Origin of the sequence: Paenibacillus thalictri, from assembly GCF_004307995.1 — a bacterium.
Classification (GTDB): Bacteria; Bacillota; Bacilli; order Paenibacillales; family NBRC-103111; genus Paenibacillus_AF; species Paenibacillus_AF thalictri.
The window spans coordinates 1-24,739 of the sequence record NZ_SIRE01000028.1; the positions used below are offsets into that span (position 1 = coordinate 1).

Annotated in this window: 24 protein-coding genes and 1 riboswitch; of the genes, 3 read left to right on the forward strand and 21 right to left on the reverse strand. The window is 53.1% G+C overall.

Annotated elements, in window-relative coordinates; genetic code table 11:
- The 7 genes from EYB31_RS31305 to EYB31_RS31335 form a co-directional block, all read right to left on the reverse strand.
- The coding region (locus EYB31_RS31305; protein ID WP_476703872.1) for a hypothetical protein at positions 1 to 233 on the reverse strand (233 nt) is incomplete at its 3' end.
- 144 nt (positions 234 to 377) lie between these two features.
- On the reverse strand, positions 378 to 5,675 hold the full coding sequence (locus tag EYB31_RS31310; RefSeq protein WP_165452710.1) for an S-layer homology domain-containing protein: 5,298 nt from the start codon (positions 5,673 to 5,675) through the stop codon (positions 378 to 380).
- Positions 5,676 to 5,867: 192 nt separating this feature from the next.
- Positions 5,868 to 6,071, reverse strand: a riboswitch (cobalamin riboswitch).
- Between the two features lie 136 nt (positions 6,072 to 6,207).
- Positions 6,208 to 6,984 carry an ABC transporter permease gene (locus tag EYB31_RS31315; protein WP_240763077.1) on the reverse strand — a complete coding sequence of 259 codons (777 nt, stop codon included), beginning with the start codon at positions 6,982 to 6,984 and terminating at the stop codon, positions 6,208 to 6,210.
- Positions 6,977 to 7,906 (reverse strand): ABC transporter ATP-binding protein, encoded by a 930-nt coding sequence (locus EYB31_RS31320; RefSeq protein WP_131017439.1) that lies wholly within the window; start codon positions 7,904 to 7,906, stop codon positions 6,977 to 6,979. Before EYB31_RS31320 ends, EYB31_RS31315 begins: the two co-directional genes overlap by 8 nt.
- A gap of 107 nt (positions 7,907 to 8,013) precedes the next feature.
- The gene (locus EYB31_RS31325; RefSeq protein WP_131017440.1) at positions 8,014 to 8,823 is read right to left on the reverse strand and encodes a uroporphyrinogen-III synthase; all 810 of its coding nucleotides are present in this window, start codon (positions 8,821 to 8,823) and stop codon (positions 8,014 to 8,016) included.
- A 210-nt stretch (positions 8,824 to 9,033) separates the two neighbouring features.
- On the reverse strand, positions 9,034 to 9,786 hold the full coding sequence (locus EYB31_RS31330; RefSeq protein WP_131017441.1) for a bactofilin family protein: 753 nt from the start codon (positions 9,784 to 9,786) through the stop codon (positions 9,034 to 9,036).
- 5 nt (positions 9,787 to 9,791) lie between these two features.
- Positions 9,792 to 10,775, reverse strand: a complete 984-nt coding sequence (locus EYB31_RS31335; RefSeq protein WP_131017442.1) for a M23 family metallopeptidase — start codon at positions 10,773 to 10,775, stop codon at positions 9,792 to 9,794.
- Between the two features lie 311 nt (positions 10,776 to 11,086).
- Here EYB31_RS31335 and EYB31_RS31340 point away from each other — a divergent pair, with 311 nt between their 5' ends.
- The gene (locus tag EYB31_RS31340) at positions 11,087 to 12,184 is read left to right on the forward strand and encodes a ParM/StbA family protein (protein WP_131017443.1); all 1,098 of its coding nucleotides are present in this window, start codon (positions 11,087 to 11,089) and stop codon (positions 12,182 to 12,184) included.
- 81 nt (positions 12,185 to 12,265) lie between these two features.
- Here EYB31_RS31340 and EYB31_RS31345 read toward each other — a convergent pair whose 3' ends face one another.
- From EYB31_RS31345 to EYB31_RS41050, 3 genes are all read right to left on the reverse strand, one after another.
- Complete coding sequence (locus EYB31_RS31345; protein ID WP_131017444.1) at positions 12,266 to 12,994, reverse strand: class I SAM-dependent methyltransferase; 729 nt, start codon at positions 12,992 to 12,994, stop codon at positions 12,266 to 12,268.
- Positions 12,995 to 13,372, reverse strand: a complete 378-nt coding sequence (locus EYB31_RS31350) for a hypothetical protein (RefSeq protein ID WP_131017445.1) — start codon at positions 13,370 to 13,372, stop codon at positions 12,995 to 12,997. It abuts the gene before it with no gap.
- Positions 13,373 to 13,472: 100 nt separating this feature from the next.
- A complete protein-coding gene (locus EYB31_RS41050; RefSeq protein ID WP_131017446.1) occupies positions 13,473 to 13,565 on the reverse strand; it encodes a YjcZ family sporulation protein in 93 nt (30 codons plus the stop codon).
- 237 nt (positions 13,566 to 13,802) lie between these two features.
- Between EYB31_RS41050 and EYB31_RS31360 the strand changes: the two genes are divergently transcribed.
- On the forward strand, positions 13,803 to 14,702 hold the full coding sequence (locus tag EYB31_RS31360; protein WP_131017447.1) for an alpha/beta hydrolase: 900 nt from the start codon (positions 13,803 to 13,805) through the stop codon (positions 14,700 to 14,702).
- 132 nt (positions 14,703 to 14,834) lie between these two features.
- Here EYB31_RS31360 and EYB31_RS31365 read toward each other — a convergent pair whose 3' ends face one another.
- Complete coding sequence (locus EYB31_RS31365) at positions 14,835 to 15,884, reverse strand: Gfo/Idh/MocA family protein (RefSeq protein WP_240763079.1); 1,050 nt, start codon at positions 15,882 to 15,884, stop codon at positions 14,835 to 14,837.
- A 165-nt stretch (positions 15,885 to 16,049) separates the two neighbouring features.
- Between EYB31_RS31365 and EYB31_RS31370 the strand changes: the two genes are divergently transcribed.
- A complete protein-coding gene (locus EYB31_RS31370) occupies positions 16,050 to 17,210 on the forward strand; it encodes an acyltransferase (RefSeq protein WP_131017448.1) in 1,161 nt (386 codons plus the stop codon).
- Positions 17,211 to 17,390: 180 nt separating this feature from the next.
- On the opposite strand, the gene EYB31_RS40445 is transcribed toward EYB31_RS31370, so the two are convergent.
- The 10 genes from EYB31_RS40445 to EYB31_RS31415 all read right to left on the reverse strand — a co-directional run bounded on the left by EYB31_RS40445 (position 17,391) and on the right by EYB31_RS31415 (position 24,718).
- The gene (locus EYB31_RS40445) at positions 17,391 to 17,543 is read right to left on the reverse strand and encodes a hypothetical protein (RefSeq protein WP_165452711.1); all 153 of its coding nucleotides are present in this window, start codon (positions 17,541 to 17,543) and stop codon (positions 17,391 to 17,393) included.
- Between the two features lie 83 nt (positions 17,544 to 17,626).
- Positions 17,627 to 17,920, reverse strand: a complete 294-nt coding sequence (locus tag EYB31_RS31375) for a Dabb family protein (protein WP_131017449.1) — start codon at positions 17,918 to 17,920, stop codon at positions 17,627 to 17,629.
- A 227-nt stretch (positions 17,921 to 18,147) separates the two neighbouring features.
- A complete protein-coding gene (locus tag EYB31_RS31380; protein WP_131017450.1) occupies positions 18,148 to 18,465 on the reverse strand; it encodes a hypothetical protein in 318 nt (105 codons plus the stop codon).
- A gap of 111 nt (positions 18,466 to 18,576) precedes the next feature.
- Positions 18,577 to 19,068, reverse strand: coding sequence for a dihydrofolate reductase (locus EYB31_RS31385; RefSeq protein ID WP_131017451.1), 492 nt, complete (start codon positions 19,066 to 19,068; stop codon positions 18,577 to 18,579).
- A gap of 96 nt (positions 19,069 to 19,164) precedes the next feature.
- Positions 19,165 to 19,986, reverse strand: a complete 822-nt coding sequence (locus EYB31_RS31390) for an undecaprenyl-diphosphate phosphatase (protein WP_131017452.1) — start codon at positions 19,984 to 19,986, stop codon at positions 19,165 to 19,167.
- 64 nt (positions 19,987 to 20,050) lie between these two features.
- A complete protein-coding gene (locus EYB31_RS31395) occupies positions 20,051 to 20,644 on the reverse strand; it encodes a magnesium transporter (RefSeq protein WP_165452712.1) in 594 nt (197 codons plus the stop codon).
- Positions 20,645 to 20,745: 101 nt separating this feature from the next.
- On the reverse strand, positions 20,746 to 21,867 hold the full coding sequence (gene ftsW / locus EYB31_RS31400) for a putative lipid II flippase FtsW (RefSeq protein WP_131017454.1): 1,122 nt from the start codon (positions 21,865 to 21,867) through the stop codon (positions 20,746 to 20,748).
- Positions 21,868 to 21,988: 121 nt separating this feature from the next.
- Positions 21,989 to 22,531 carry an FG-GAP repeat domain-containing protein gene (locus tag EYB31_RS31405; protein WP_131017455.1) on the reverse strand — a complete coding sequence of 181 codons (543 nt, stop codon included), beginning with the start codon at positions 22,529 to 22,531 and terminating at the stop codon, positions 21,989 to 21,991.
- Positions 22,532 to 22,599: 68 nt separating this feature from the next.
- Positions 22,600 to 24,009 (reverse strand): sensor histidine kinase, encoded by a 1,410-nt coding sequence (locus EYB31_RS31410; RefSeq protein WP_240763081.1) that lies wholly within the window; start codon positions 24,007 to 24,009, stop codon positions 22,600 to 22,602.
- Position 24,010: 1 nt separating this feature from the next.
- On the reverse strand, positions 24,011 to 24,718 hold the full coding sequence (locus EYB31_RS31415) for a response regulator transcription factor (RefSeq protein ID WP_131017456.1): 708 nt from the start codon (positions 24,716 to 24,718) through the stop codon (positions 24,011 to 24,013).
- Positions 24,719 to 24,739: the final 21 nt, after the last annotated feature.

Here is a 24,739-nt window from a genome sequence, read left to right on the forward strand (position 1 = left end):
CCGCCCGTGTCGCCGGCGCCCGCGGCCGGCGGCAGGCTCTGCCCCGCGGATTGCGGGGCTTGCGCCTGCGCTGGCGGCGGCTGTGCCGCCGGGCTGGCCGTGCCGGCCGGAGCGGCCGGGTCGTCCGCGCAGCCGGCCAGCGCCAGCATCGCCGCCAGTCCGGCGGCGATAAGCCATGTCGGTCTTCTCATGATGATCACCCCACACAATAGAAATGGAACAAAGGGCTTCATAATGGAGCCCTCCGCCGATTATTCGTTTTAAGAAGATTCGTTTAAAAAATGATTCGTTTGCACTACTATTTAATTCTCCGCCGCTTGGCGCTTTATGTCCGTGCGAATTCATAAGGAATTATCTTCATCTTGCTTATCTGCAGCCTACTTGCCGATTTTTTTCTCATATACCCGCACGGCGACAGCAGCCGCCATCTCGCGGGTCATACCTGCATTCGGCTGGAAATTGCCCTGTTCGTCGCCTTCCATAAACCCAAATTCCTGAACGGCGCTGATCGCCAGCTCAGCCCGGTCGTACGCCTGGCTAATATCTTTAAACTGCGAGCCGTCTCCCGCCGCCTTCAGATTAAAAGCACGGGCCAGCACAATCGCCATATCTTGTCTCGACATTGTGTTCTCAGGCGCAAACGCCTGACTGGTGACTCCTTGCACAATGCCTTTCTCCGCCGCTTTGGCGATATATGCGCCATACCAACTGCCCGGTTTCACATCGGCAAAGCCGCTTTGCGCCGCTAGGTCCGGCTTTTCTCCCATCAGCCGCAGCACCAAAGCGACAAGCTCTGCCCGGGTCAATTGCTTCTTCGGTTCAAAACGATTAGCCTCTACGCCTTCCATCAAGCCGTATTGCCGCGCACGCTGCACATAATCGCGCGCCCAACCGGATATGTCGGAAGCATCAGTGAATACGGCAGCGCTCACGGCCGCCCCGGAGCCTGCATCCAAAGCAGTCCCAAAGGCGTTCTGGTACATCGCCAGCGCCAGCAAAGCTTGCTCTGTCGGTATGTCGCCGCTAGGGTCGCCTTTTGTATGCGCAAAACCTCCGTCGGCCTGCTGGTAACCCAGCAGATGAGTCAGCGTATTCCCGCCCGATTTTGTAAATCGCGCGTCCGCAGCCGGAATGCCGTAAGCCGTCCCGGCCATCAGCGCCCATGCCGCGCTTTCGCTGTTCTCCAGCCCGACCAGCTTAAACCCGCCTGTCTCCGTCTGCTGCGCCGAAAGCCAAGCCAACGCCTTATTCGCCGCGGCCTTGACTTCAGGCCGGTCCTGCAGACCCGAAAGTGCGATCAAAGCCATTCCCGTCAAATCCACATTTGGCTCATCGCCAGTGTCTAGCGACCAGCTGCCGTCGGCATTTTGCCGCTCCACTACCCACTTGATTAAACTGTCCAAGCTCCATTTAGCCGAAGCGGGAACCGCATAACGGCCATTTTGCAGCGTCATGACGGCAAAAATCGGCCCATTAACGCCTTGTGCAGTCATACGATCATTATTGTATATTTTCTCGATCAGATCAATACCCGCGATGTTCTGCGGGTTGCCGCCCGCCGCCTTAACGCCAAGCGCCATCCGCTCATAATCCGTGACTAGCCGCAGATTTCCCTGCTTTTCGTTCAGCGTGTTTTCCACAGATTGCAAATAAGAAGCAGGAATCGTTTGACCTGCCGTCCCAAGCGCATAAGCTTCCCAGTCGGAAATATCCGGATCGGCCAGCACACGGTTCACCGCGTTTTGAATCTGCTTGCTCAGGTCAAGCGCCGGTTTATTCATCTTAACCGGAACGGCCGCGCCCAGCTTGGTTTTATCGACCACCGCGAATTTCGTAAAATGATTGACCGCCCCGGTAACAATACCCGTAGCCGCATCTACCGCCGCCGGAATCGGAATCCATTCGCCCGTTTCCTCGTTCAGCCAAACCAAAGCCAAATTGTCCAAATGTTCGATATCCAGTGGTGCTGTAATCGATATATATACAGGCTGATCGAACTGTGCGCCGCTAGGCGAGAATTCGAACATCCCACTTACCGCTTCCGTTCTTTCACCGCTATCCAGCTTGCGAATGCCGATGGTTTGGTCTGATCGCAGCGCATTGGACGGCAGCCGGAGCTTCACTTCCCCTTCGGCATCGCCGATGGTTTGCGCCATTCCTGCAGCAGCCGCCTGCTCCAGCTCCACTTGATTGGCCTTAAGCCGCTCACGCAGCTGCTGTGCGGCGGACAAGCTCATCTTCGAGCTTTCGTTCAGCACACTCACGGTAAACAACTTCATGCTGTCGGCTTTCATATTGCCATAACCAAAGGAAAGCCTGCTGATGCCATCCAGCACTTGACTGCTCAACTCCGGAAGTCCGGCTACCGAGCTGCTGCCGCCGCTACTGCTCGAACTGCCGGCCGGTATGACACACCAGCTGGAAATCGAAGCTTTAATATCGTCGCCATTATTGATGGTATACCGCCAATCGACCCGGTCTCCGCTGCGCAGGCTGTAGCTTCCGGCGCCTATGCCCGGCACGGTACAGTTAACAGCGTAAACCCAGCCGCTTTTGGCACCTTTGTCTAACTCGTGCAGCCCGTCAATGCCGCTGACGTAGATGGAACTGCTGCCCGTTCCTTTTGTTTCCACCCGGTCGGTACCAAGCACGCGGGTCAGCACCGTATACGGATTGTCTCCCGATTGGTAATCCACCTTTTGCTGCGAAACGATGGTTCCCCGGCTGTCATCTCCTTCCACGCTAATCGTAACGGATGGCCCAGGGGGAGTCGTTCCGCCCCCGCCTGTCGTCGGCTGAGGTAATACGGTCAAAGTGCTGACGCTGCGAATCACCTTGGACGGACCTGCGCCGCTTAGCTGGTCGTAGACGTATCCGGTTACGGTGACCGGATACGTTCCCGCCGTCACGCCGTTAAAGGAAGCGACGCCCGACTCATCCGTCGTTGCTTTACTATCGCCGACTTGAACTTGAACGGCAGCTGCCGGCGCTGTAACCGATTCGTTTCTGCCAAAATCGTAATAACCTTTTTTCACTGAAACGCCGAAGCCGTTTCCGCTGTAAATTGTTTCCGGATTTGAGGCAACCGAATCAATGACAAACGTTTTAGCGCTGTAATCAACCGGATCCAATCCCAAATAATAAACAAGCAATTGATCGCCGGATTGTAGCATATACTCGCCGATGCCAACCATCGGCGAATAATCCCACTTGCCGTTATGCTTAACCGCAAAGCTCCAGCCGTTGACCCCTTTGTTTTCCTCGCTAAACGAGAGATTTTCTACTTTTTTGAGAAAAGGGCCATAACCTGAGGTTTCCATCACATACGAGACATTATTTGCATCAAGCACCGATTTGATCGCGCCTGCCACGGTTGCATCCGTACCGATGGCGGCTGTGCCGGCGGCAAAAGTTTTCTGCAAACCTTCAATCGCCACACTGGCGTATCCCGCCGTGCCGATCACGACCGGTTGGACAGCCCTTGCCACTTTGGGCGTGCTGTCCGGCACATATCCGGTTACGGCGAGCGAATAACTTCCGGCATTAACGCCGCTTCGGAAAGTAGCCACACCCTGCTCGTTGGTTGTTGCAATCAGCGAGCCGATTTGCACCTGAACGCCGGAAGCAGGCGAATTCTCGTTTGCATTTGTTTGCCAATTGTACAACTGCTTCTGCACAATCACGGAAAATGGCTCGTTATCTGCCGGCAGCGCCGGGTACAGCTCGACGGAGCTGATTACGCCCGTCGGCGGCGCAAAACCGCCGTAATAAACAATAACTTTGTCCTTTGGCTTCAATTCGAAATCCGCCATGCTTACTTGAGGCAGCAGCAGCTCTCCTTGGCGCCATACGGCAAAGTTCCAATAGTCGGAAAAACCGTTGATCGTTTTGATGTAATTGCCGTAGCTGGAGCTCGTAATTTCATATCCGATATGATTGTCTGTCAAGAAGCCGGTAAGCGCATCCTGCAAATGAACGCCTTTGGCCGTTCCAGTCGCAATCGGCGCTTGCGGACCTTCCACCTGCAGCGAAACGCTTGCGCCGATTCCGATATCCAGCTGTCTGCTGAAGGAAACCAGCTTTGGCGCTCCGTTATATACACCGGCAGATACGGTTAATGTATAGGAACCTTCATTCAGCCCGGTAAAAGCGGCGATACCGCCGGCGTTTGTCGTCTGCCGCTGGCTGCCGATGCTGACGTATACATTATCAGCCACCGTCGGCGCAGCAGGGCCGTTTTCGGAATATGCCAAAATTTGCGTTACCTTGACTTGAAATGGGTTATTTGCTGCGGGAACACCTGTATGGAATTCGTTGTTTTCCGTCGACCCAACGGTGACCGAATCGACTAACTGCGTACTCGACGCAAAATAATACACATAAACGTCGTCCCCGTCCTGCAGCGCATAATCTTTGGTGCCGGCGCTGCCGGTTCCGGCGAAGTCCCAGGCGTCTTGTCTTTTGACGTTATACGCCCAATAATTCGACCAATCGCTTGAAGGACCATATCCCGCTATAGAGTTAATCCAGCCAGAATCGGCTATATCGACTTGACTTCCGGTATATCCCGCACGGGTCAGCAGGCCGGTAAGCCCTTCGTATACATTCGCCGCCTCTACGGCGCCTTCGGCGATGATGCCGTTTGGCCCTTCCACATGGATTTTCGCAAACGCTTTGCGCACATTCCCCGGTCCCGTCGCGGGCCTGCGGCTGCCCTCATAAACGCCGCCGTCCGCATTTAGCGCATGGTATGCCGCAAGCGCTTGAAGCGACTGATTGGTCGCCATGACGGAAGAGGTAACAAGCGATTTGAGATGCGCAAAACCGCCGTCATTTTGCCTGTATCCGAATAAGTAGGTTAAAGGGTCACCGCCAGGCTTGGTGAAATTACCGCTTTTGGCGTCGATGCCCCATGCAGACAAGCCAAAGATAACCTGGGCCGTGCTCTCCGCATTTTCTCCGCCGTCATTATAGCCGCCGTTGGAAAGCTGTCTCGATTGCAGCCAGGCCACCGCACGCGAGCCTGCCGCTTGAACGGCCGGGTCGCTTTTATATGGGGCCAGAGCCGCCAAAGCGGCCGCCGTCATGTCCACGCCGCTGGCGTTTGCGCCTGCGGTACAGCACCAGCCGCCGTCGGCATTTTGGCCGCCGAGCAGCTCGGTTACGATTTTCGACTGGGTCCACACGGCATTTCCCGGTATAACGTAGCTGCCGGCGTCCAGAGCAAGCAACGAATAAATAAGTCCGTTGCTGCCCTGATTTTTCATTTTATCGTTGTTGTATATCTTTTCAATCAGATTGTAACTCGGGTTGCTGCTTCCGCTGGGGATGCTTGTTGCATCTCCCCCAGCCGCGCGAATGCCCAGCGCAATCCGGGCATAGTCGGTTACCGAGCTGTATTCGCCGTTTGCCGTTCTGATCTGCTGCGTCACCTTAGCCAAATAGCTGGATGGCACAGTCTTTCCGGCTTTCCAAAGCGCGTAAGCATCCCAATCGCTGAGATTGCTTTGAGCTTGCAAATACGCGCTAGCGTCTTCAATCGCCTCGGCAATCGTAATCGTGCCGCTTTGCGCCGCTGCCCTTTGGGCCGGCAGGAAAGCGCCCGCCAGCTGCAAGACCAGCATGGTGGCAAGCAGCAGCTTGGCCATCTGTGATTTTACTTTTTTGTTCCCCATTGTATTTCTCCTCCCCTTACTCCTGCGAACCCTACATGTCCTCAACAAAAAAACACCTTCCAGCGGAAGATGCCATGGTCTCAGTATAATCCGGCTGCGCATTGTCCCGTTGTACCCAATTTCCCCTTTGGTCCACCGTCGACCGGGATGCGCTGCTTTCATACACCTCCCTAATTCCGCGTAGGGCCACAATTGGTGTCGACAGAACAGGCAGGTCTCCTGACTTACGGATCAAAGCTGATTGCCATGCCTTCCCGCTTCGCTTACGCGCAGCAGTGGCCTCTAGGCAGCTCCCCGTTTACAGTGGCGCGACCGTGCCGGATTTTCACCGGCTTCCCTCTTGAGCCCTCTCTGCAATGAATTGCAGAAATTGGCACCCGTTCCCTCAATTGATCATGATTTGCTCTCAGCATACCATTCACAGCTTGCCGAGTCTACTGGAAAAGCGCAAGTAAAAAGCCGTCTCGCTTTTCGAAACGGCTCTTTGCAGCTAGCGGACATGCTTGAAACGAGGCGATATCAAATCGGCCGTTTACCCGGCTACATCTCTTCTTGTAAACAGCAGCCATGCTACAGCGTAAAACAAAATCCAATACAAGACGAGCATCGTAACCGAAAATCCGAGCGTCATTCCTTGAAGCATCGGTTTTCCACCGAAGAAGTAAACTTCCAGATTCGTATTGGCAAACAGGATAAATTTAACCCAACCATACTGCATCATCGCAAGTATCCTGACAAACGGATCGGCCATAAACATGAGGAACATCGAAAGGCCAATCGCAAACGAGCTGCTGCGGAAAGCGCTGGAAATCATAAAGGAAAGCGTCACCGCCATCAGCATGTCCACGGCCTTTAATCCATATTCGCCCAATATCCGGCTAAACGACACATTTCCCGCCGTCGGCCCGCTGGCGCCAAAAAACACAAGCCCGATGAAATAAGAACAGATTAACGTCACCACCAGCATACCAAGCATAAACAGCACTACAGCCACATATTTGGACAGCAAAATTTTACTGCGGCTGGCCGGGCGGATCAAGAGCAGCTTGATCGTCCCCCAGGTGAACTCGGAAGCGACGATATCCCCCGCCACGATGACCGAAAAGATAAGCACCAGGGTGCTGACGTTGGTGCTCATACTGGCAAAGGTGAGCACATGATCGATTCCGCCCTTGATGACAAACTTCATCAATATAGCAAATGCGAGCAAAATAACCGGGATGAGCCCGATCATAATCCATGTGCGGGCGCGTAAATAAATTTTCATATTCTCATTTTGAATCAATGAAAGCATGCTGGAGTTAGACAATGCGATTCCCCCTTGTCACCTCAAGGAACTGGTCTTCGAGCGATTTGGTCACCTGCCCAATACCGTACACCTGAATGCCTGCCGCCACAAATTCGGCATTCAGCTTCGCTGTCATTTCCCGCGTCAGCCGCAGCGTCACGGAATGCTCGTCCGCCGATATTTCGGCATCACGGACCATCCCGGCGGCGATCGTTCTGGCCCGCTCTATCGGGTCCAGCTCAAAACGGATCGTCAATCCTTCTTCGCCCTCCTGCGTTTCCTTGAAGGTGCGGACATCCAGCAGCTTCCCGTTCTGGATAATCGCCACCCGGTCGCACATCAGCTCCATCTCCGATAACAGATGGCTGGACACGATGACGGCAATGCCTTCGGTTCTGGACAAATGCCGCAAATAATCGCGCAGCTCGCGGATCCCTTCGGGATCGAGACCGTTGGTCGGCTCATCGAGAATCAGCACCGACGGCTTATGCAGAATGGCCTGGGCCACGCCAAGCCGCTGCCGCATGCCTAGCGAATAGGTCTTCACTTTATCCTGAATGCGCTGCTCCAGCTTGACAAGCGCGATCACTTCATCGATCCGCGCTTTATCCACTCCGCCGGGCACCATGCGGGCATAGTGCTCGAGGTTCTGGTATCCGGTCATAAATTTGTACAGTTCCGGATTCTCCACAATGGCGCCGACTCGAACCATCGCCCGCTCAAATTCCTTAACGACACTGAGCCCTTCAATCGTCACTTCACCGGATGTCATGGAGATCAAGCCGACCATCATGCGGATCGTCGTTGTTTTCCCCGCGCCGTTTGGCCCTAGAAAACCGAATATTTCTCCGGGCATCACATCAAAACTCAGATCGTCCACTATGGTACGGGTGCCGATTTTTTTGGTCACTCCGCGCAGCTGTACTACGGGTTGCTCGTTCATAAGCGCCTCCCTATGCGTTTTAAGCGTCACCGGCCTTGTTTTTCTTTAAGGTCTATAAACGACAGCTTTCCCAATTCGGGCATAAAATTTTCCATTAAGATAAACCTTTAAGACAAACCTTCGTAATATTTGGCCAATGAAACGATCATACTGCCCATCCGTTCTTCTTCCGGAGCGACAATGCGCTCTATGCCTTCCTCCCGCAGCGCTTCCGCGGTTACCTTGCCCACAGCCACAGCAACCGTTGGACCGGCAAACGCCTCAAGCAGACGTGCGGTGTATCCGTTCTCCCTTGCATACTTCATCATAAACCGGACCTGCGGCGTGCTTGTGAAAGTAACCGCATCAATGCTGCCCTCCATAATTTCGCCGATCAGCTTCTCCAACACGTCCAGGTCGGGTGGAACGTGCAAATAAGGCAGGATTTCGTAAACATGCGTTTCCTTCTCCGCAAGCCAAGCTACCAGCTTCGGAGCATGGTCGCCATATAACTGCAGCGCGACGCGTTGGCCGGACAATTCGTAAGGCTCAAGGGCCCGCAATAATCCTGCCGTCGTTCCGTCATCGTCGCATACGGCTGGCTTCAAACCCAGCGTTTTCAAAAAATTAACCGTTTTGTAGCCTCGTGCGGCTATCGACGCCGCTTGCAGCCGTTCTACAAATTTCGCAGCTTCGCCCATTTTTTCGGCCGCTTTATATAACAGCTCCGTACCGATTCCGGTGGTCAGGATCACCCAATCGGCACCTTCGTCCAGCAGTTTCCGGAGCTGCGGCTCCACTTTCTCTTGCTCGACGGCTACCGTGCCTTGAGCGGGCCGAACAAGCGGAACTCCGCCAAGTCTTTCGACAACTGCGCTTAGTTCCTCCGCTTTCCGCGGACCGGTCAAAGCGATTCTTTTTCCTTCTAATCTTCGCATCGTATGCCCCCTATGAATGCTGCCTCGGCGTATGCCTTTATAATGCAGTAATCATAGCTGAAAGCTTCGTTTATTTCAATCCCGCAGATCGGGCAAGCGGGAGGCCTATGACAATTACAGCATATCCCCCTCAGCAAAAAAAACGAGCCAGACAGCCCGTTTCTTCATGCGAAATATGAAAGTATGTACACCTTTGCGTGCTTCACCGGTTCACAACACGACCGTCGGCCCGTTGCCAAACGGTTCGGGTTGCACCGTGCCCGGCTGAGGCGTTGTTCCCGAAGACGGAGCCGGCGCGGGGGACGGAGCCGGAACAAGCTGCGGCGCCGTATCCAAGCCGCGAGGCTGGCCAAAGCTAGGCTGCACTTCCGATCGATTCTCAGGCGCTGAGTCCAAGCCACGAGCTGGTCCAAAGCTCGGCTGATCATCCACCCGATGCTCCAGCGCTGTATCCAAGCCACGATGCTCGCCGAAGCTCGGCTGCGCTTCCGACCGATGCTCCGGCGTCGGGTCCAGGCCGCGAGCTTGGCCGAAACCCAGCTGCATTTCCACCCGATTCTCCGCCGCTGGTGCCGCCGCCGTGTCCGGAGAGGTTTCCTTAGGCATAGCCGCCCGGCTCGAGTCAATTTTACTCATGCCTTGGAAGATGCCGCCATTGTCGATGATAAAAGAGCCGGCTACCACATTGCCGTAAAGCTTGCCTTTGGACATGATCGTCACTTTCCCCGTGGCGGTGACCGAACCATTCAAAGTCCCGGCAATGACGACATCCCTTGCCTTAATATTCGATCGCGCAGAACCCATTTCCACTACGGTTACATCGCCTTTGCACTCGATATCCCCGGTGACCTTCCCTTCAATCCGCACGCTGGCATCCGAATTGATTTTGCCTTCAAACACCGTTCTTTCGCCAATCAGCGTATCTGTCAAGTTCGGGTTAGATGATCTTCTTTTCCCAAACATCTCATTCAATCCTTTCCGTTTTCAGTTAAATATGGCAACGGATCTACACTTTGGCCGTTTTTCAGCAGCTCATAATGGAGATGAGCGCCTGTGCTGCGGCCTGTACTGCCGACCAGACCAATTTGCTGCCCCTTCTGCACGGTGTCGCCTCTGCTAACCAAGATTTTATTGAGATGCATATACCAGGTCTTTAGTCCGTTCGAATGATCGATGATAATATTGTTTCCATGAGAACTATCCGAGCCGGTCGTTACAACGATGCCGTCGGCCGTAGCAACCACGGGGCTGTTCAGCCGGGCCGCGATATCCATGCCGGAATGAAAGCTGGGCTGGCTGTTAAACGGATCCTTGCGGTACCCGAACGGAGAAGTGATGACACGCGAAGTGACCGGCCATAACGTCGGCGTCACCTTCAGTTTTTTTTGCTTTTGCAAAACTTCCTCTTTGACGTTGGCCAAACTGATCTTCAGCTTCTCCAATTGGTCCGTCATTGCAGTGAAGGACGTCTTGGTATCTTCCGACAGTTTGACGATTTCTTCATCCGAAACCGGATTATAAACACCGCCGAGTCCCGAAGCATCTTTTTGACCGCCTGTCGATATTGCCGAACTAACTGCCGTGCTTCCTTGAGTGATCGACCTCAAGTCCTTTTCCAGCGTTTTCATTTCCTCCATCTTCTGCTTGATTTCCGTCGCTTGCTGGGAAAGCTGGATCACATCGTTTTGCAGCTGCTCGATCGCTTCGTTTTTGCCCGCCAGCGTCTGATCGAATTGAATCGTTCTTCCGCTTAACTCCGTAGCCAACTGCTCGTTCGCCAGCTTTTCCCGGGATTCGTACCGGTACAGCGTGACGATCGTGGCCAGAACCAGCACCAAGCTCAGCAAGATGGTATAGATCACATAGTGCGGCACTCTCAGCCGAATTGCGGAGCTATGGGCATCCGGAATGATCACGAAGGTGAGCTTCTTTTTTCGCCAATTAAGCTTCATAGCGGTCTCCTCGGAACTGTTGTCATGTTCTTCCTGTGTGTGATATGTGCAAGTATTCTCCAAAATTTAAGGAATCCCTTCCGATGTTGTCGAAATCACGTAAAAATAGGAAAAAAGTAGCAAGGGATTATGGACATAAAGCTCGAAATTAAGTAGGTATTACGAGGGAGGCCTATTTTTCCTTAAGCATATATGACGAAACCGGGTTTACCGAAAACTGACCGGATAGCATGCAGGTTCCCCTGCAAAGAACGCTTAGGACGCTTAATGAAGCCAGCTTGGCTGGCGTAAAACATTTAGGAGGAATACGGATGTATAAAATTGCCGGTATCGACTTAGGAAACGACAGCATCAAACTCGTCCTGGACGGAGCCCAGGATGCGCTAGTGATCCCTAATATCGTGTCGACAGGCTACGACAGACATATTTTGCAGGAAGAGGATTCTCCGCTGAAGGCGCTCGACGTTGTGGTGTACAGCCCGGCGTTGTCGCAAAACAATAAACGCTGGTTCGTCGGCACGCTGGCCACGGAATTGGAGGACAGTCTGGAGCTGGAGGAGACGGATAACAAAGCGTTGTCGGACCAATCCCTGATTGTCGCTTTGACGGCGCTCGCTTATCAGGGGCTTGTGAGCCAAAGCTACGCCGGCGGCGGACTTTCCCCGATGGATGAGGTGGAATACGTGCTGGGCACGGGCCTTCCCGTACGGACATTCGCCCGTTTCCACGAAGCGTTCGAGAAGAGGCTGACCGGTGAGCACGAAGTGACGTTTATGTCGACACCGCAGTTGAGAGGACGCCGGGTCAAAGTTCGCGTAACCCGTACCGTTTGTTCTATTGAAGGCGCGGCGGCCGTGTTTAACTTGGCTACGCACGACAACCTGCAGGTCAGGGACGATGAGATATACAGCGGGTGTATCGGAGTATGCGAGATCGGAGCTTTGACCACCGATTTGCCGGTCATCCGGCGGATGGGCATCGACAATCATTTCAGTTATGGCGAGCAGCTCGGCATTGCCACGTATTTGGACTCGATTATCAGGGATGTAGAGGACGTCTACGGATATTCGTTCCCGACCCGCGCCAAGCTTGTCCAACGCGTGAAAAATCGCGATTTTGTGATCCAACGCATCGGCGAAGGACAAGCCAGCATTCAAGGCATCGTTGACCAATACTTCAGCCGCGCCGCACAACGTATCGTCGAATTGATTCGCAAGCGTTGGAAAAAATGCCCCGACATTCAATGTTATTATGTAATCGGCGGCGGTGCAGCCGCGCTGAAATCGTATATTTTGGAGGCGGCGGGTACGATGCGGCTGCGTTTTGTCAGCGAAAGCGAGCTGCAGAACGTCCGCGGTTATTTGAAAGTCGCAAAAAGCCGGGTTACCCAGGCTTCCCATGCCGGATAACCAGGTTGTTCATATGATGAAGCGGCCTGTCCGGTGCAAGTAGGACATGCCGCTATCTTTTTTATCCGGGTTAATCGGGAGCTATTTACGGGCCTCGATTGCGACCAGCCCGAGACACGTTTCGTATTCAGCGAGAAACATGCCGTTAAGCGCCAGCGTATCGGTTAGGCCGGGTTGCTTATGGATCCCTTTGGATACAAACCGGTGCGGGTCGGGATAATCGATTTCGCTTCGCAGCGTTTGACGCATGCTGAGCCGGCGGTTGCGCAGCAGCTTGACCCGGGAAAATCCATAGGACCGGTACCGATTCATCCACTCTTCAGCGGACGGAAGTTTTGCCGCACCGTAGATCAGACGCACCTGTTCCTCCGGGATCATCCCTCTGGCGCACAATTCAAGGTCCATGATGCGCCCCCGCGGCTTAAGGACCCGGGCATACTCGCCGATCGCCTCGTTGTCCGGCATAAAAACCGTGACCGACTCGGCGATAACAAGATCAAACGATTCGGCGGGGAAGGGCAGCTCCCGCACATTTCCGCAAACCCATTGCACGGAAACGGAGCTTCTTCGCGCACGCTTCACCGCTTTTCGAATCATCATCGGATGCGCATCGACGCCCGTAACGGAACAGCCGTATTGCTGTGCGATATAACAGGCGGTGCGCCCGGTGCCGCATCCCGCGTCCAGCACCCGCATCCCCGCGTGAAGACCGAGACGGGAGAGCAGCGCTACGCTCATGGCGAAGCCGCCGGGATGCGCGCTTCCTTCGCCGAGCAGCGCCAATAGATCGTGGTAGCGATGGCTGCTCATCTAGATCCAGAATGGAAACACAAACAGCGCGGCCAATACCAATAAAGAAAGCACAAGCGCGCCGCCAAAACCAAATCCCGCTCCGATTCCGGGATATCCGAAGCCAAATGCGCGGGTCTGCGCTTTCGCTTGTTTTCCGGACGGGCGTTTCTTTTTCTGGATGAGCGTTTTGACGTGCGGCTGAGCCATCAGCGATTGGCGGATGCTCTTCACCCAAGCCGGCTTCAATTGAAGCGGCTTCAGTATAAGCTGCCCTCCGTGGACCTTATCGATCACTCCGGCCACAACTTCGCCCGTCTGCAGCACAGCCACCACCGGTTCGCCGCAATGGGGAGAAAGCGCTTGTTCGGAATATGGAAAAGTTGCCAACGGCTTCATTGTTATTCACCTCACCTGAGTATAATAGTAAAAACGAGCGGGAAAATGCCACCGGGTGGGGGGGAACCGATGGCATTTGGGGTCATATGATCAAGTCAGATCACCATACCGCGCGACTTATGATAACAAGCAAAATGAAGAGCACCAAAATGACAGCCGTCGAAGTCCACAATCCAGTACCAGCATAGCTCATTAGCTTAAGCCTCCTCTCCGTGAATCTGTTATACATTACGGATTCGCGGATGCTTTTGCTTGGACGATTATACCGGCCCGGCAAAAGTTTTCGGGACTCGCATCCCCGGTAAAGAGCGCCGTGTTGACATCTGCGGTATAATGAGCTTTAACGTTCACCTTCTAGAAAGGATCTTAACCCATGAGACCTACCCCTACCATTTCCAGAATGAACAGCCGAAGGAGGTTGCCGCCCAGGATGGCACCGATCGTCATCGTTATTGTGTCGGCTGTGCTGGCGCTCTGTCTGCTCAGTATAGGCATTGCCGCTTTTGTAGGGTGGAGTTTGACGCACCCGCAGCGCAGCCCGCTTACCGAAACGCCGGACCATTACGGGATCGCTTACGAAAACGTACAGTTCCCGAGCCGCCGGCATGACGTATCGCTCCAGGGCTGGTATCTTGCCGGAGCCGAACCGCGCAGCCGGATGACCGTCGTGATGGCTCACGGCTATCGCGAAAATCGGCTGCAGTCGCCTTCCCAAGCCTTGCCGCTTGCGCAGTTTCTCGTGAAGCAAGGATACGATGTGCTGATGTTCGATTTCCGCAATTCGGGCAATTCGGAAGGCAACGTGACTTCGGTCGGTTATTTTGAGAAAAGCGACTTGCTTGGCGCCATGGATTGGGTCAAGACGAAGAAACCGGAAGGCATTATCGGGATCATCGGGTTCTCCATGGGAGCCACGACAGCCCTCATGGCCGCTGCGGAAGAACCTTCCGTCGCCGGCATCGTCGCAGACAGCCCGTTCAGCCAACTGAAGCCGTATTTGCAGGAAAATTTGCCGGTTTGGTCGCATTTGCCGAATTTTCCGTTTACACCGCTCATTCTGAACATCATCCCGCCGCTTACGGGCATCGATCCGGAGCAAGTGGATGCCATCAAAGCGGCCGATGCACTGTATCCGCGGCCGGCTCTGTTCATTCACAGCGTCAACGATCACTCGATCCCGATCTCCAACAGCGAAGCGATCGCAAGCCGGCATCCCGATAAGTTTGAGCTGTGGAAAACGGAAAACGAAGGGCATGTCCGCTCTCATCCGGCTGCTCCCGAAGCATATGAAACCAAAGTCGCCGATTTCTTGGGTAAATTGTCCCAATAAGCCGGCGCACGCGCGAATCGGATACGCCATGCAACTTCCGGCCTCCATATCCCGGCATACAAAAAAGCTGTCTTTCGCCCATAAGGCGAGACAGCTTTTTCTATGCATATAAAGAGCAACTCTGCTTGAAAATTAAGATAATGTTACGGCAAACGGCACTTCTTTCTGCAGCCGTGACGATTCGTAAATATCCATGACGATATTTACGGCCTTGACGCCTTCGCGGGCATCGATCCAGAACTTATTACCAGCCAGCACATGCTCGTAAAAATCGCGAATTTGCACCGTATGGCTTACGCCCCAATACGACTTTTCTCCCAAATCGTTGACAGCCGGCTCACACAACAGTGTCTCTTCGCCGTCCTGCTGCAGGTACAAGTAATCGCCGCGCATATACAGCGTCCCTTGCTCGAATACGACTTCCAGCTCGACCGGCGAGTTTTTCAAATAAGCGTTGGTCGCGTAAAAAATCGCTCTTGCCCCGCTCGTGAAACGGATCAGCGCATGCGCCGAATCTTCCACTTCAATTACCCCTTCGAGCGAATCGGTGGAGACCGAACCCTTGATCGAGGAGATTTCTCCGCCCAACCATTGAATCAGATCCAGCGTATGAATCGCCTGGTTAATCAGCACGCCGCCGCCTTCGGTAGCCCACTTGCCTTTCCAAGCCGTCTTATAATAACCGGCATCTCTGAACCAAGTTACAAGTCCTTTCATGCAAAGCAGCTTGCCCAGACGGTTCTGATCGACATATTGCTTCAACAGCTGCGATGCGGGATTATAACGGTTTTGAAAAATAACGCCAAGCTGCGCATCCTGGCTATTCTCCGCCGCTTCGATCAGGCGGGCTGCGGCTGCTTTATTCTCAGCCATCGGCTTTTCCGTCAGCACATGTTTGCCTGCGGCAAGCAGCTCCACCGCCATCGGCGAATGCAAAAAGTGAGGCGTGCACAAATGGACAACCTGAACGTCGCTGCGCCCAAAAAGCTCCTTGTAATCGGTTGTGTACTCGCAGCCGTATTGTTCTGCGGTGCGCTTCGCCAGCTCCTCGTCGGTATCGACAACGAGCTTCAGCTCCGCTAATTCTAGTCCGGATAACGCCTTCAAATGCACTCCGGATATGGACCCGCAGCCGACAATTGCTGCTCCCAGCTTATTCATCGCAATCACCTTCGGTTTCATTTTCGACTTTCTCGGAGTAAAACCCGCTTTATCCGATTGTAGCCCAAGCTGCCCGGGAAATAAAGTTGAAAAGTTTGCACGCCGTTGTGGAATTTAGCTTCCCATTTGACTGTGAAAACGATACTCATATTGACGCTGTTATACAAATGAAGTACTATCGGAAACATGAAAAAACAAAAACTTGAAGAAATTGACGCGCTGAGGGCGTTTGCTTTTTTGGCTGTCGTGCTGCAGCATGCCATCGGGCATTACGCTTATTTGCCGGAATCGCGGCTGGCTGACGGCGTGCTGCTTGGCATGTTGCTGCTGCTTGCCAAGTTTGCGGTGCCTGTATTTATTTTTATCACCGGATTGGTATTATTTTACAACTATGAAGGAGGAGTCCATTACGGCCGCTTTGTACTCAAGCGCTGTAAAGACATACTGCTGCCGTATGCCCCATGGGTCGTCTTGTTTGGCGTCGCCTACAACAGCCTGACTTTGGGTTCCTGGGAAGATTGGAAGCAGCTCGGTTTGCTCCTGATTACCGGGAAAGCTTCGTACCACCTGTGGTATGTCGTTATGATCTTTCAACTGTACCTGATCTTTCCCGCCTTGCGGTATGTCATTCTGCCGATCGCCCGCCGGATCGGAGCGGGAACCGCCGGAGCCGCTGCGCTGACGATACTGGCTGCCGCCTACATCTGGCTGACCGGAGAAACCGCAGCGATAAGCAATGCTTTCGGAACCTGGCACATCCCGGTGTTATCCGACCTGTTCACCGCTTATATCGACCGCAATTCGCTGTTGTTCATCTATTACTTTATCATGGGGGCCGCAGCAGGATTATACATGGAGCGTTGGAAGGCATGGCTGCAGCGCCGGAAAGCTGCGATTATTACGGTATACGGCGTCTATCTCGCCGTCATGTTTTATGTTGTCGTCAGCCATTTCCGCTTTCAACCTGATCTCGTCATTCATTATGACGACACGCTGCTGCTGCAGCCGCTTATGGCTTCGTTCCTGATTGTCTCCATCCCGGCGATGCATCTGGCGGCGGCCGAATTCACCCGCTGGGCCGGCGGCAAGCTTCGCCGTCTTTCGGATTTGATCGGCCGCCATTCCTACACTGCGTATTTGGCGCATGCGCTTGTGCTGGGCGGGTCCACCTGGATCGCCGACCTGCTGCTGCCGGGCGCAAACACAACGCTGCGGACGATCCTCTCGTTTGCGCTGTGCGCTTCGGGCTCCGTGCTCACCGCATGGCTACTGAGCCAAGCCGCCGCCCTTCTGCGGCAAGCGCGTCCGGCCGGGCGTACGCAAAAAAACCTTTCTCCGCCGCAATAGCGGCTCAAAGAAAGGTTGAACGGAAACGTCATGAACAAACATCCATTTTTAAGCAAAATTTCAGCTTTCTTTCATTTTGCTTTAAGGTGGGGCTTATATAATGTACCTATCCTCACTTATATACATTTTTCGACGGCCCGGATGATTCCGGGCTCTTTTTTTTATCCTGCGGAGCAAAGCTTATCTCGCTGCGAAAAAAATTGCAAAAAATGCAATGACGATAGAGAGAAGCGCTTCGTTTCCAAACGTCGGCGCAATGGTATGCGTCACAAGCAGCAGCGCGACAATTGCCGACAACCCTGCCATAAATATCGTTCTGAACCAATTGATCATGCCGTTCTCCTCCCGGTTAGCGGCGGCTATTGCGGTTACCGCTGGCTTGCCCCGTCCCTATCCCCTGCGCATTTATCTCCGGACTACCAGGTGTAATCCAGCACGATGACATCGGCAAAATGCCTTCTTATTTTATCGACGGTTGACGTATGCATCGGGTGCGGCAAATAGGCGTCCAGCGCCTCGCGTGTATGAAACCCGATACGCATGCCGACTTCAAAACCTTGGCTTTTTCCCTCTTGAGAATGGTTGAGGCCCGCGGAAAAAGCCGCTATTCCGTCCATCCCAGAGAGCTGCTTCAGCGTTTCCACAATATGCAGCTTTTCTTCTTCTGTCGTTTCTTCCTTCAATTTAAACAATACCAAATGCTCGACCATTACTCATCCCTCACCGTTTCTATAAGAGGTTATTCTAAAAGTCAACTTTGGATCACGAAGTTTTCTCGGTGCTGAAAAGCCGACTTTTTGAATTTGCACTATAACGAATATCAGCAACTATTTCATATTAACACAAATAAGCAAATTCGGGCGCAAAAAAACACGGAGTCCAACCGATCGGCGGAATCCGTGTTGACGCCAAGCTTCAGCTTGCCTGCCTTAGGGGCTTAGCGAACCTGCTTGGGCTGCAGCGACTCATCTTCGGCGCTGTCGATATTTTGCAGGGCGGATACGGTCTGCTCCTCCACTTGGACAAGTTCCTGATGATGATGTCCGTCCTCTTGAGCGGAAAGCTGCTCTTGCGCTTCTCTTACTTCCCTTTGCGCGGTTTGCAGCTTGCCAAGCGCCGCCTGCAGCTTGTGCGGATCGGAAGCTTCCCTTGCCCGCTCGATTTCCTGCTCGGCATATTGGGCCATGGAAATGGCCTTCTCGGCGTTATCGATGGCATGCCGCTCCGGCATTTGGTGCTGCTGTTCTTGTGTCATATGCGCTGATCCTCCAAGGTAGCGTATTGGCGTTCACGCCGGGCCGATGAAGCAGCCAAGGCGCTTGCCGCCGATTTTAGCATCCCTTAAGATGCGCGAATGACGCCAAATTTATTCCTTAATCTTCCGCTCGTACACGACAAAATCGTGCGGATATTTATTTTTCTCGTCGACTGCGCCATGCGTGCGGGACACCTCAGCCCACTCCAACATATCCATCTTGGGGAACCACGTATCCACCTCGAACACGCCCCCTACCTCGGTGATGTACATTTTATCGACGTATGGCATAAATAGTTTGTAAATTTCCGCACCGCCAAAAACAAAAAGCTCTGCGTCCTGGTACTTATCGAGCGCCTCCGCCACCGAATGAACGACTTCGCAGCCTTCAGGCCGGTAGTCCGGCTGCTGTGTCATGACAACATTGCGCCGGCCGGGCAGCGGTTTGCCGATCGAGTCGTACGTTTTGCGCCCCATCAGCAGCGTTTGGCCCATCGTCAGCCGTTTGACATAAGCCATATCGGCAGGCAGACGCCACGGCAAGCTGTTATTGAGACCGATCCCCCGGTTGGAATCCATTGCCAGCAGGAAACTGATGCTCATGCGTTTGCCCCGCTTTCTTTAACTATTGTTTTTTCACGTTTTCAACACTCCTTATTCTAAATTAAGTTGGACGGCAATTCAATTGAAACCGCCTTCTCAAAACATGTAGATCGATAAAAGAACAAGCGCGCCAACAATCCAGCAGTAATAAGCAAAAGGCCTCATCGCCTGAAATTCGTGTTTTTTAAACCATTTCATCATGACCCATACGGCAATTAAAGCGAACACCCCCGATAAAATCCCCCCGACAATCGACATGCCGAGCAATCCTTGCATGCCTGTCTTTAATTTGGGGACCTCCAGAATACTCGCTCCGACAATAATCGGAGTCGCCAGCAGCAGGGAGAAACGCGCGGAGGCCTCATGTTTGAGTCCCATCCAGAAGCCGGCGGTTATACTCGATCCCGATCTCGAGAACCCCGGAACAAGCGCCAGAGACTGAAACAACCCGATGACAAAAGCTTGTCCCAGCTTTAAATCTTCGATTTCTTTGCTGCCCTTGCCGGCCGCTTTCTCGCCGAAATAGAGCAAAATCCCGTTGACGATAAGAAAAATGGCGGCGCTTGTCACGCTGCTGAAAAGATGCCTTAACGTTTTTTCCAACAACAACCCGATCACCGCCGCGGGAATCGTTCCGGCCACAACAAGCCACAGCACCTTCCTTGAACGCGTCCCTCCACCTGCAAACAAAGATCGCAGCATCCCGAGCCAATCGCGGCCAAAGAAGAGCAGCAAAGCAACAGCCGTCCCCAGATGGAGCATTACGACATACGGCAAGAAGTGCTCTTTGAGAAATTCGGGATCCAATTGCCAGTGGAACACATATGGTGTCAATACTCCATGCGCCACGCTGCTGATCGGAAACAGCTCGGTAATACCTTGAATAATGGCAAAAATGACGGTTTGAATAAAGTCCATGTGCAGTTCTCCCATCCTACTATGAAAATTTGTTTTTAATATAACTTATCCTCAACGGAGCGTGTTAGACGCCTGAAAGCAAATACCCGACACCGAAATAAATCAGCAGCGCGATACTACCGCTGACCGCCGCCGCAGCCGGTCCTGATGCGGCCCCCCGTTTCTTTCCCAACCGTTGGAAAAGGAGCGGGAGAACGGCGCTTATGATCGTCCCGAACATAATGGAAATCCATAACGCCAGACCGACAGCAATTCCGGCTTGCAGCGGTAATTGAAATAGCAGGGTCAGCAGCAGCGACGCGGCTAATCCGCATACGCCTCCTACAAATCCGCCGCCTCCCAATTCCCGGCCAATCACATTCCCCCTGCTGCCCGCAAGCGATCCTGCCCTGCTTCCGGCGGCCTCCGGCATCGACTGAAGTTCGTGGTTACCCGGTATGCCCGGCACAACGGGAATAAATAAAGTCAGCAGGGCAAACCAATCCAGCGAAGCGATAAAAGGCCCCATAATTCCCGCAAGGAAAAGTCCGGTGACCGCAAGTGCCATAAGCCAGATCAACCGGTGACTTGCCGGTTGCATGGCGGCAAGCGACAGCAGCAGTACCCGTTGCAGCACCCCGGCCTTTGAAGAGCGCTTATCCTTATGTACCATCATCATGTTATGGTGATATGATCTGATCGGGATTCCGGCGGTTGTTGCGTGGTTCTTGAAACATGAGATCCGGTACATGCGGCAAAAGATGCATGTTGCAGCACCCCCTACTTTTTTGATTCTTCATGAAGTCTTCTGTTGTTGTCGCGGGAGATGCTCAGCAGTATCCCCGTGCTCGCCATGCATAATATAAGCGAGGACCCGCCGTAGCTGATAAACGGCAGCGGCACGCCGGTGATAGGCAGACTGCCCGTCACGGCTCCCAGATTGAGCAGCAGTTGGATGCAGATCATCGCCACGATGCCCATACCAAGCATGGCGCCAAACGGATCGGCGCTGCGGACCGCCGCCGTAAACCCGCGCCATATAAACAGATAAAAAACGATAAACAGCAGGGAAGCCCCGGCGAAGCCGATTTCCTCTCCGACGACGGCGAAAATAAAGTCCGTATGAGCTTCCGGCAAATAAAACAGTTTTTGCACACTTCCTCCTATACCGGTGCCTGTAAGCCGTCCGTGAGCTAATGCATATAAAGATTGAATCAGCTGATAACCCGCGCCGGTCTGATCGTCAAACGGATTCAGAAACGAGTTCATCCTTTTCAAGCGGTAGCTTTGGCTGATTGCTAAATAGGCCATTACCGGCGCAAATCCGGTGCTGAGCAGAAGAAGATGACTCCACGCCATGCCGCCGACAATTAGTATGACCGTGGAAATCGAAACGAGGATTAACACGGTGCCGAAATCCGGTTGTTTCATAACAAGCAGCAGGATCGAACCAACGATAATCAGAATCGGAAGCAAGCCGTCCCGAAATTTTTTGATCCGCTCGCCTTTTTTGCTGATCAAAGCGGATAAATAAACGATCAGCGACAGCTTGGTCCATTCCGCGGGCTGAAAGTTAAAGCCGGCCACGACAAACCACCGTTTGGCCCCATTGATGTTCACTCCGCCGATTAGAACAAGTACCAGCAGCAGCAGCGAGGAGATCAACAGGACGGGGGCTGCTTTTTTCCAGACGGAAAATGGGAGACTCATAAATAAAAACATGAGAAATAAACCGATCATGGCAAAAGTGCCCTGTTTCAATACGAAATACCAGGGACTGGCATGATTGAAAAGCGCTTTAGGGGAACTCGCGCTGAAAATCATCACAAGACCGAAACCAACCAGCAATACCGTTACGAACAACAGCAAAAAGTCCGGACGGCCTCTTATCGTACCCTCCAAAGCGCTCCCCACCCTCCATAGATCTAGAAAAAAACTCTCCCGCAAGAGAGAGTCGCACATTTTGCCTAGTTATGGACAACGGCAAGCATCGGCACTTTTGAATGGGATTGCCCGTGAAAGGCTATAACAATTTCTCCAAATCGAACTGCCCGTAATACCCTTTTTTGCCCCACAAACGTAACGTGTTGTTTTTCCATTCATAGATATCCATGCCGTTTTCTCCCGCCCCCAAAGACCAGCCCAAAATAAGATCGGGTGCGCCGTCCTTGGTCACGTCGGCAAATCCGGCATAATCGATGCCATATCCGGAACCGGCCATCTTCCAGACAATGCGCCATTCTTTATTGTTCTGTTTCAGCAGAGCGGCCCTTAACGCTTTGTCATCGGTCCGCTTCTCCTCGTATACGACCAGCGCTTCGTCGATGCCGTCCCCGTCCACATCGCCATAAAGCACGCCATTGTTTCCTTTCAAGCGGTCGGTCACTACAACGTGGGCTCCATCCGGCAGCAAGCCACGGATGATCTTGCTGAATTGATCTTCGTTTATGCTTGTTTCGATGGCAGGCGCGTGAATCAGATCGATCGGCGCTTTCGGTATGCCGCATCCGCTCATCCACAGCAATACCGCTGCAATAATGCAGATTCCCAGCAGCTTGCGGTACATCGCGACTCCCTCCTTATGCCTTCAGCTAGATTTTAACTGTTTTCCGGCCGCAAAAGGTTATGAAAAGGTTAAATTTTATGTGCCGCCAACGGTTCATACGGCAGACAAAACTCGACTTTTGTTCCTTTGCCCAGCTCGCTTTTCATGTTCAGCCGACCTTGATGAAGCCGGATAATCTCCTCCGATATGGTCAAACCCAATCCGCTGCCGACCGCTTCCCCGCTGCCACGGTAAAACTTCTGGAATACGCGAGCCAATTCGTTCTCCGCAATTCCCGAACCGTTATCCTCGACAGAAACAATCACTTGCCCTTGCATCGAATACGCATGTACTTTGATCGAACCTCCGGAATTCGTGAATTTAAGCGAGTTATCGATTAGATTGATGAGCACCTGCTTCAGACGGTTTTCATCGGCATAGATGACCGGCAGATTGCCGCTTACCCTTACCTCCAGGTCAATGTTTTGTCTTGCCGCTCGCGGGGAGAGCTGTTTGCCGATATGCTGCAGCAAGTCGGATAGCTGCAGAGGGACACGGTTCAATGTCATTTGTCCGTTATCCAATTTGGAGAAATCGAGAAGTTCGTCCACCAGCTGCGTTAACCTGTCGGTTTCCGCGTCGATGATTTCCAATCCGTCATCCAAAAGAGCCTTGCCGCCGTCTGTACCCGTTTGTAAGGTGACCACCCAACCTTTGATCGACGTCAACGGCGTACGCAGCTCATGGGAAACGGCGGCGATAAACTCGCTTTTCAGCTTTTCGTTCTGTACGATTTTGGCAGCCATCGTATTTAACGTATCTGCAAGTGTCCCCAACTCATCCCGGTATGTTTTTTCCGCTTTGACGGAAAAATCGCCTTCGGCCATTTTCTCCGCAGCCTGCTTCAATTTCGTGATGGAACCGGTAATCGTCCGCGACAGCAGCAGGCTGAGCACCGCTACAATCACGATGACCACGAGCCCGGACACGATAAAAATGACCGATATTTGCCGGATCGCTTCCGTTGTTTCGGTCAGCGAGGTAACAAACCGCACTACCCCCACCGTCGTATCATGCGCCTTCAGCGGATACGATACCGCAAGCACCGATTCACCGGTAGCCGGAAGTTTCCCTTCCCAGATACCGGCGCTTCCGCTGCAGGCCTCCTGCACATCCGGGTACAACGACATATCGGCCCCGGTTTGCCGGCCCGTGGAATCCTGCAGCAGCACTCCCGATCGGCTTACGATTTGAACCTGTGCGGACGAATGCTGGGAAAATCCGTTCAACAATCGCCCGGACTGTTTTTCGAGCTCCTCATCGGCAAAATACTGCTGAAAAAACGAGGCGGACAGCTCCGCCTGGTTCAGCAAAATGCGCTCGATGTTGGAGTAGTAGTAATACTTCACGAATCCGATCAGCAAAGTTTCCAGAATCGCCACCGTAATAAAAATGACGATCAAATAACTGCCAACCAGTCTTTTTTGAATTCCCAGCAAATCAATCGCCCTTTCTCCAGCGGTAACCCAGTCCCCACACCGTTTCGATCAGACGCGGATGCGCACAATCATCCTCCAGCTTCTCTCTCAGCTTGCGCACATGCACATCGACCGTTTTTGTATCGCCGAAAAAATCTTCCCCCCAGATGAAGTTAAGCAGCTCGTTTCTGGACAGCGTTTTACCCTGATTTTCTATAAACGTTTTCGCCATGAAATACTCTTTGCGCGTTAACTCGATTAGTTCGCCCTTCTTGTACAGCTGGTTGGCGTCGAGATCAAGCCGGATGCAGCCGGATTCAAGGATGTTTCCCGGCCGCTCCTCAGCCGTTCTCCGGGTACGGCGCAACACCGTGCGGATCCGGGCGACAAGCTCCAGCGGATTAAACGGCTTGACGATATAATCGTCGGCACCAAGCTCCAGCCCTTTGATTTTGTCCAAATCTTGACCCCGCGCCGTCAAAAAGATGATGACAATATCGCGGTCGATTTCTCTGAGCCTCCTGCAGAACTCAAATCCGTCCATATCGGGGAGCATGATGTCCAGCACCACGGCATCGGGCCGGTTTGCAGCCAGCTTGTCCAGCCCTGCCGTCCCCCATGCCGCTTCCGTAACCTGAAAGTCATTTCGCTCCAAATTTATCGTGATAAACCGTCTGATATTGTCATCGTCTTCTACAACAAGCACTTGATTGCGTTGCCGTTTCTCCATACATTCCCTCCGACAGCCTGA

Coding starts and splice junctions, on each gene's coding strand:
- EYB31_RS31310 (WP_165452710.1), bottom strand. CDS start 5,675: ATGGGGAACAAAAAAGTAAAATCACAGATGGCCAAGCTGCTGCTTGCC.
- EYB31_RS31320 (WP_131017439.1), bottom strand. CDS start 7,906: ATGAACGAGCAACCCGTAGTACAGCTGCGCGGAGTGACCAAAAAAATC.
- EYB31_RS31325 (WP_131017440.1), bottom strand. CDS start 8,823: ATGCGAAGATTAGAAGGAAAAAGAATCGCTTTGACCGGTCCGCGGAAA.
- EYB31_RS31330 (WP_131017441.1), bottom strand. CDS start 9,786: ATGTTTGGGAAAAGAAGATCATCTAACCCGAACTTGACAGATACGCTG.
- EYB31_RS31335 (WP_131017442.1), bottom strand. CDS start 10,775: ATGAAGCTTAATTGGCGAAAAAAGAAGCTCACCTTCGTGATCATTCCG.
- EYB31_RS31340 (WP_131017443.1), top strand. CDS start 11,087: ATGTATAAAATTGCCGGTATCGACTTAGGAAACGACAGCATCAAACTC.
- EYB31_RS31345 (WP_131017444.1), bottom strand. CDS start 12,994: ATGAGCAGCCATCGCTACCACGATCTATTGGCGCTGCTCGGCGAAGGA.
- EYB31_RS31350 (WP_131017445.1), bottom strand. CDS start 13,372: ATGAAGCCGTTGGCAACTTTTCCATATTCCGAACAAGCGCTTTCTCCC.
- EYB31_RS41050 (WP_131017446.1), bottom strand. CDS start 13,565: ATGAGCTATGCTGGTACTGGATTGTGGACTTCGACGGCTGTCATTTTG.
- EYB31_RS31360 (WP_131017447.1), top strand. CDS start 13,803: ATGGCACCGATCGTCATCGTTATTGTGTCGGCTGTGCTGGCGCTCTGT.
- EYB31_RS31365 (WP_240763079.1), bottom strand. CDS start 15,884: ATGAAACCGAAGGTGATTGCGATGAATAAGCTGGGAGCAGCAATTGTC.
- EYB31_RS31370 (WP_131017448.1), top strand. CDS start 16,050: ATGAAAAAACAAAAACTTGAAGAAATTGACGCGCTGAGGGCGTTTGCT.
- EYB31_RS40445 (WP_165452711.1), bottom strand. CDS start 17,543: ATGATCAATTGGTTCAGAACGATATTTATGGCAGGGTTGTCGGCAATT.
- EYB31_RS31375 (WP_131017449.1), bottom strand. CDS start 17,920: ATGGTCGAGCATTTGGTATTGTTTAAATTGAAGGAAGAAACGACAGAA.
- EYB31_RS31380 (WP_131017450.1), bottom strand. CDS start 18,465: ATGACACAAGAACAGCAGCACCAAATGCCGGAGCGGCATGCCATCGAT.
- EYB31_RS31385 (WP_131017451.1), bottom strand. CDS start 19,068: ATGAGCATCAGTTTCCTGCTGGCAATGGATTCCAACCGGGGGATCGGT.
- EYB31_RS31390 (WP_131017452.1), bottom strand. CDS start 19,986: ATGGACTTTATTCAAACCGTCATTTTTGCCATTATTCAAGGTATTACC.
- EYB31_RS31395 (WP_165452712.1), bottom strand. CDS start 20,644: ATGATGATGGTACATAAGGATAAGCGCTCTTCAAAGGCCGGGGTGCTG.
- EYB31_RS31405 (WP_131017455.1), bottom strand. CDS start 22,531: ATGTACCGCAAGCTGCTGGGAATCTGCATTATTGCAGCGGTATTGCTG.
- EYB31_RS31415 (WP_131017456.1), bottom strand. CDS start 24,718: ATGGAGAAACGGCAACGCAATCAAGTGCTTGTTGTAGAAGACGATGAC.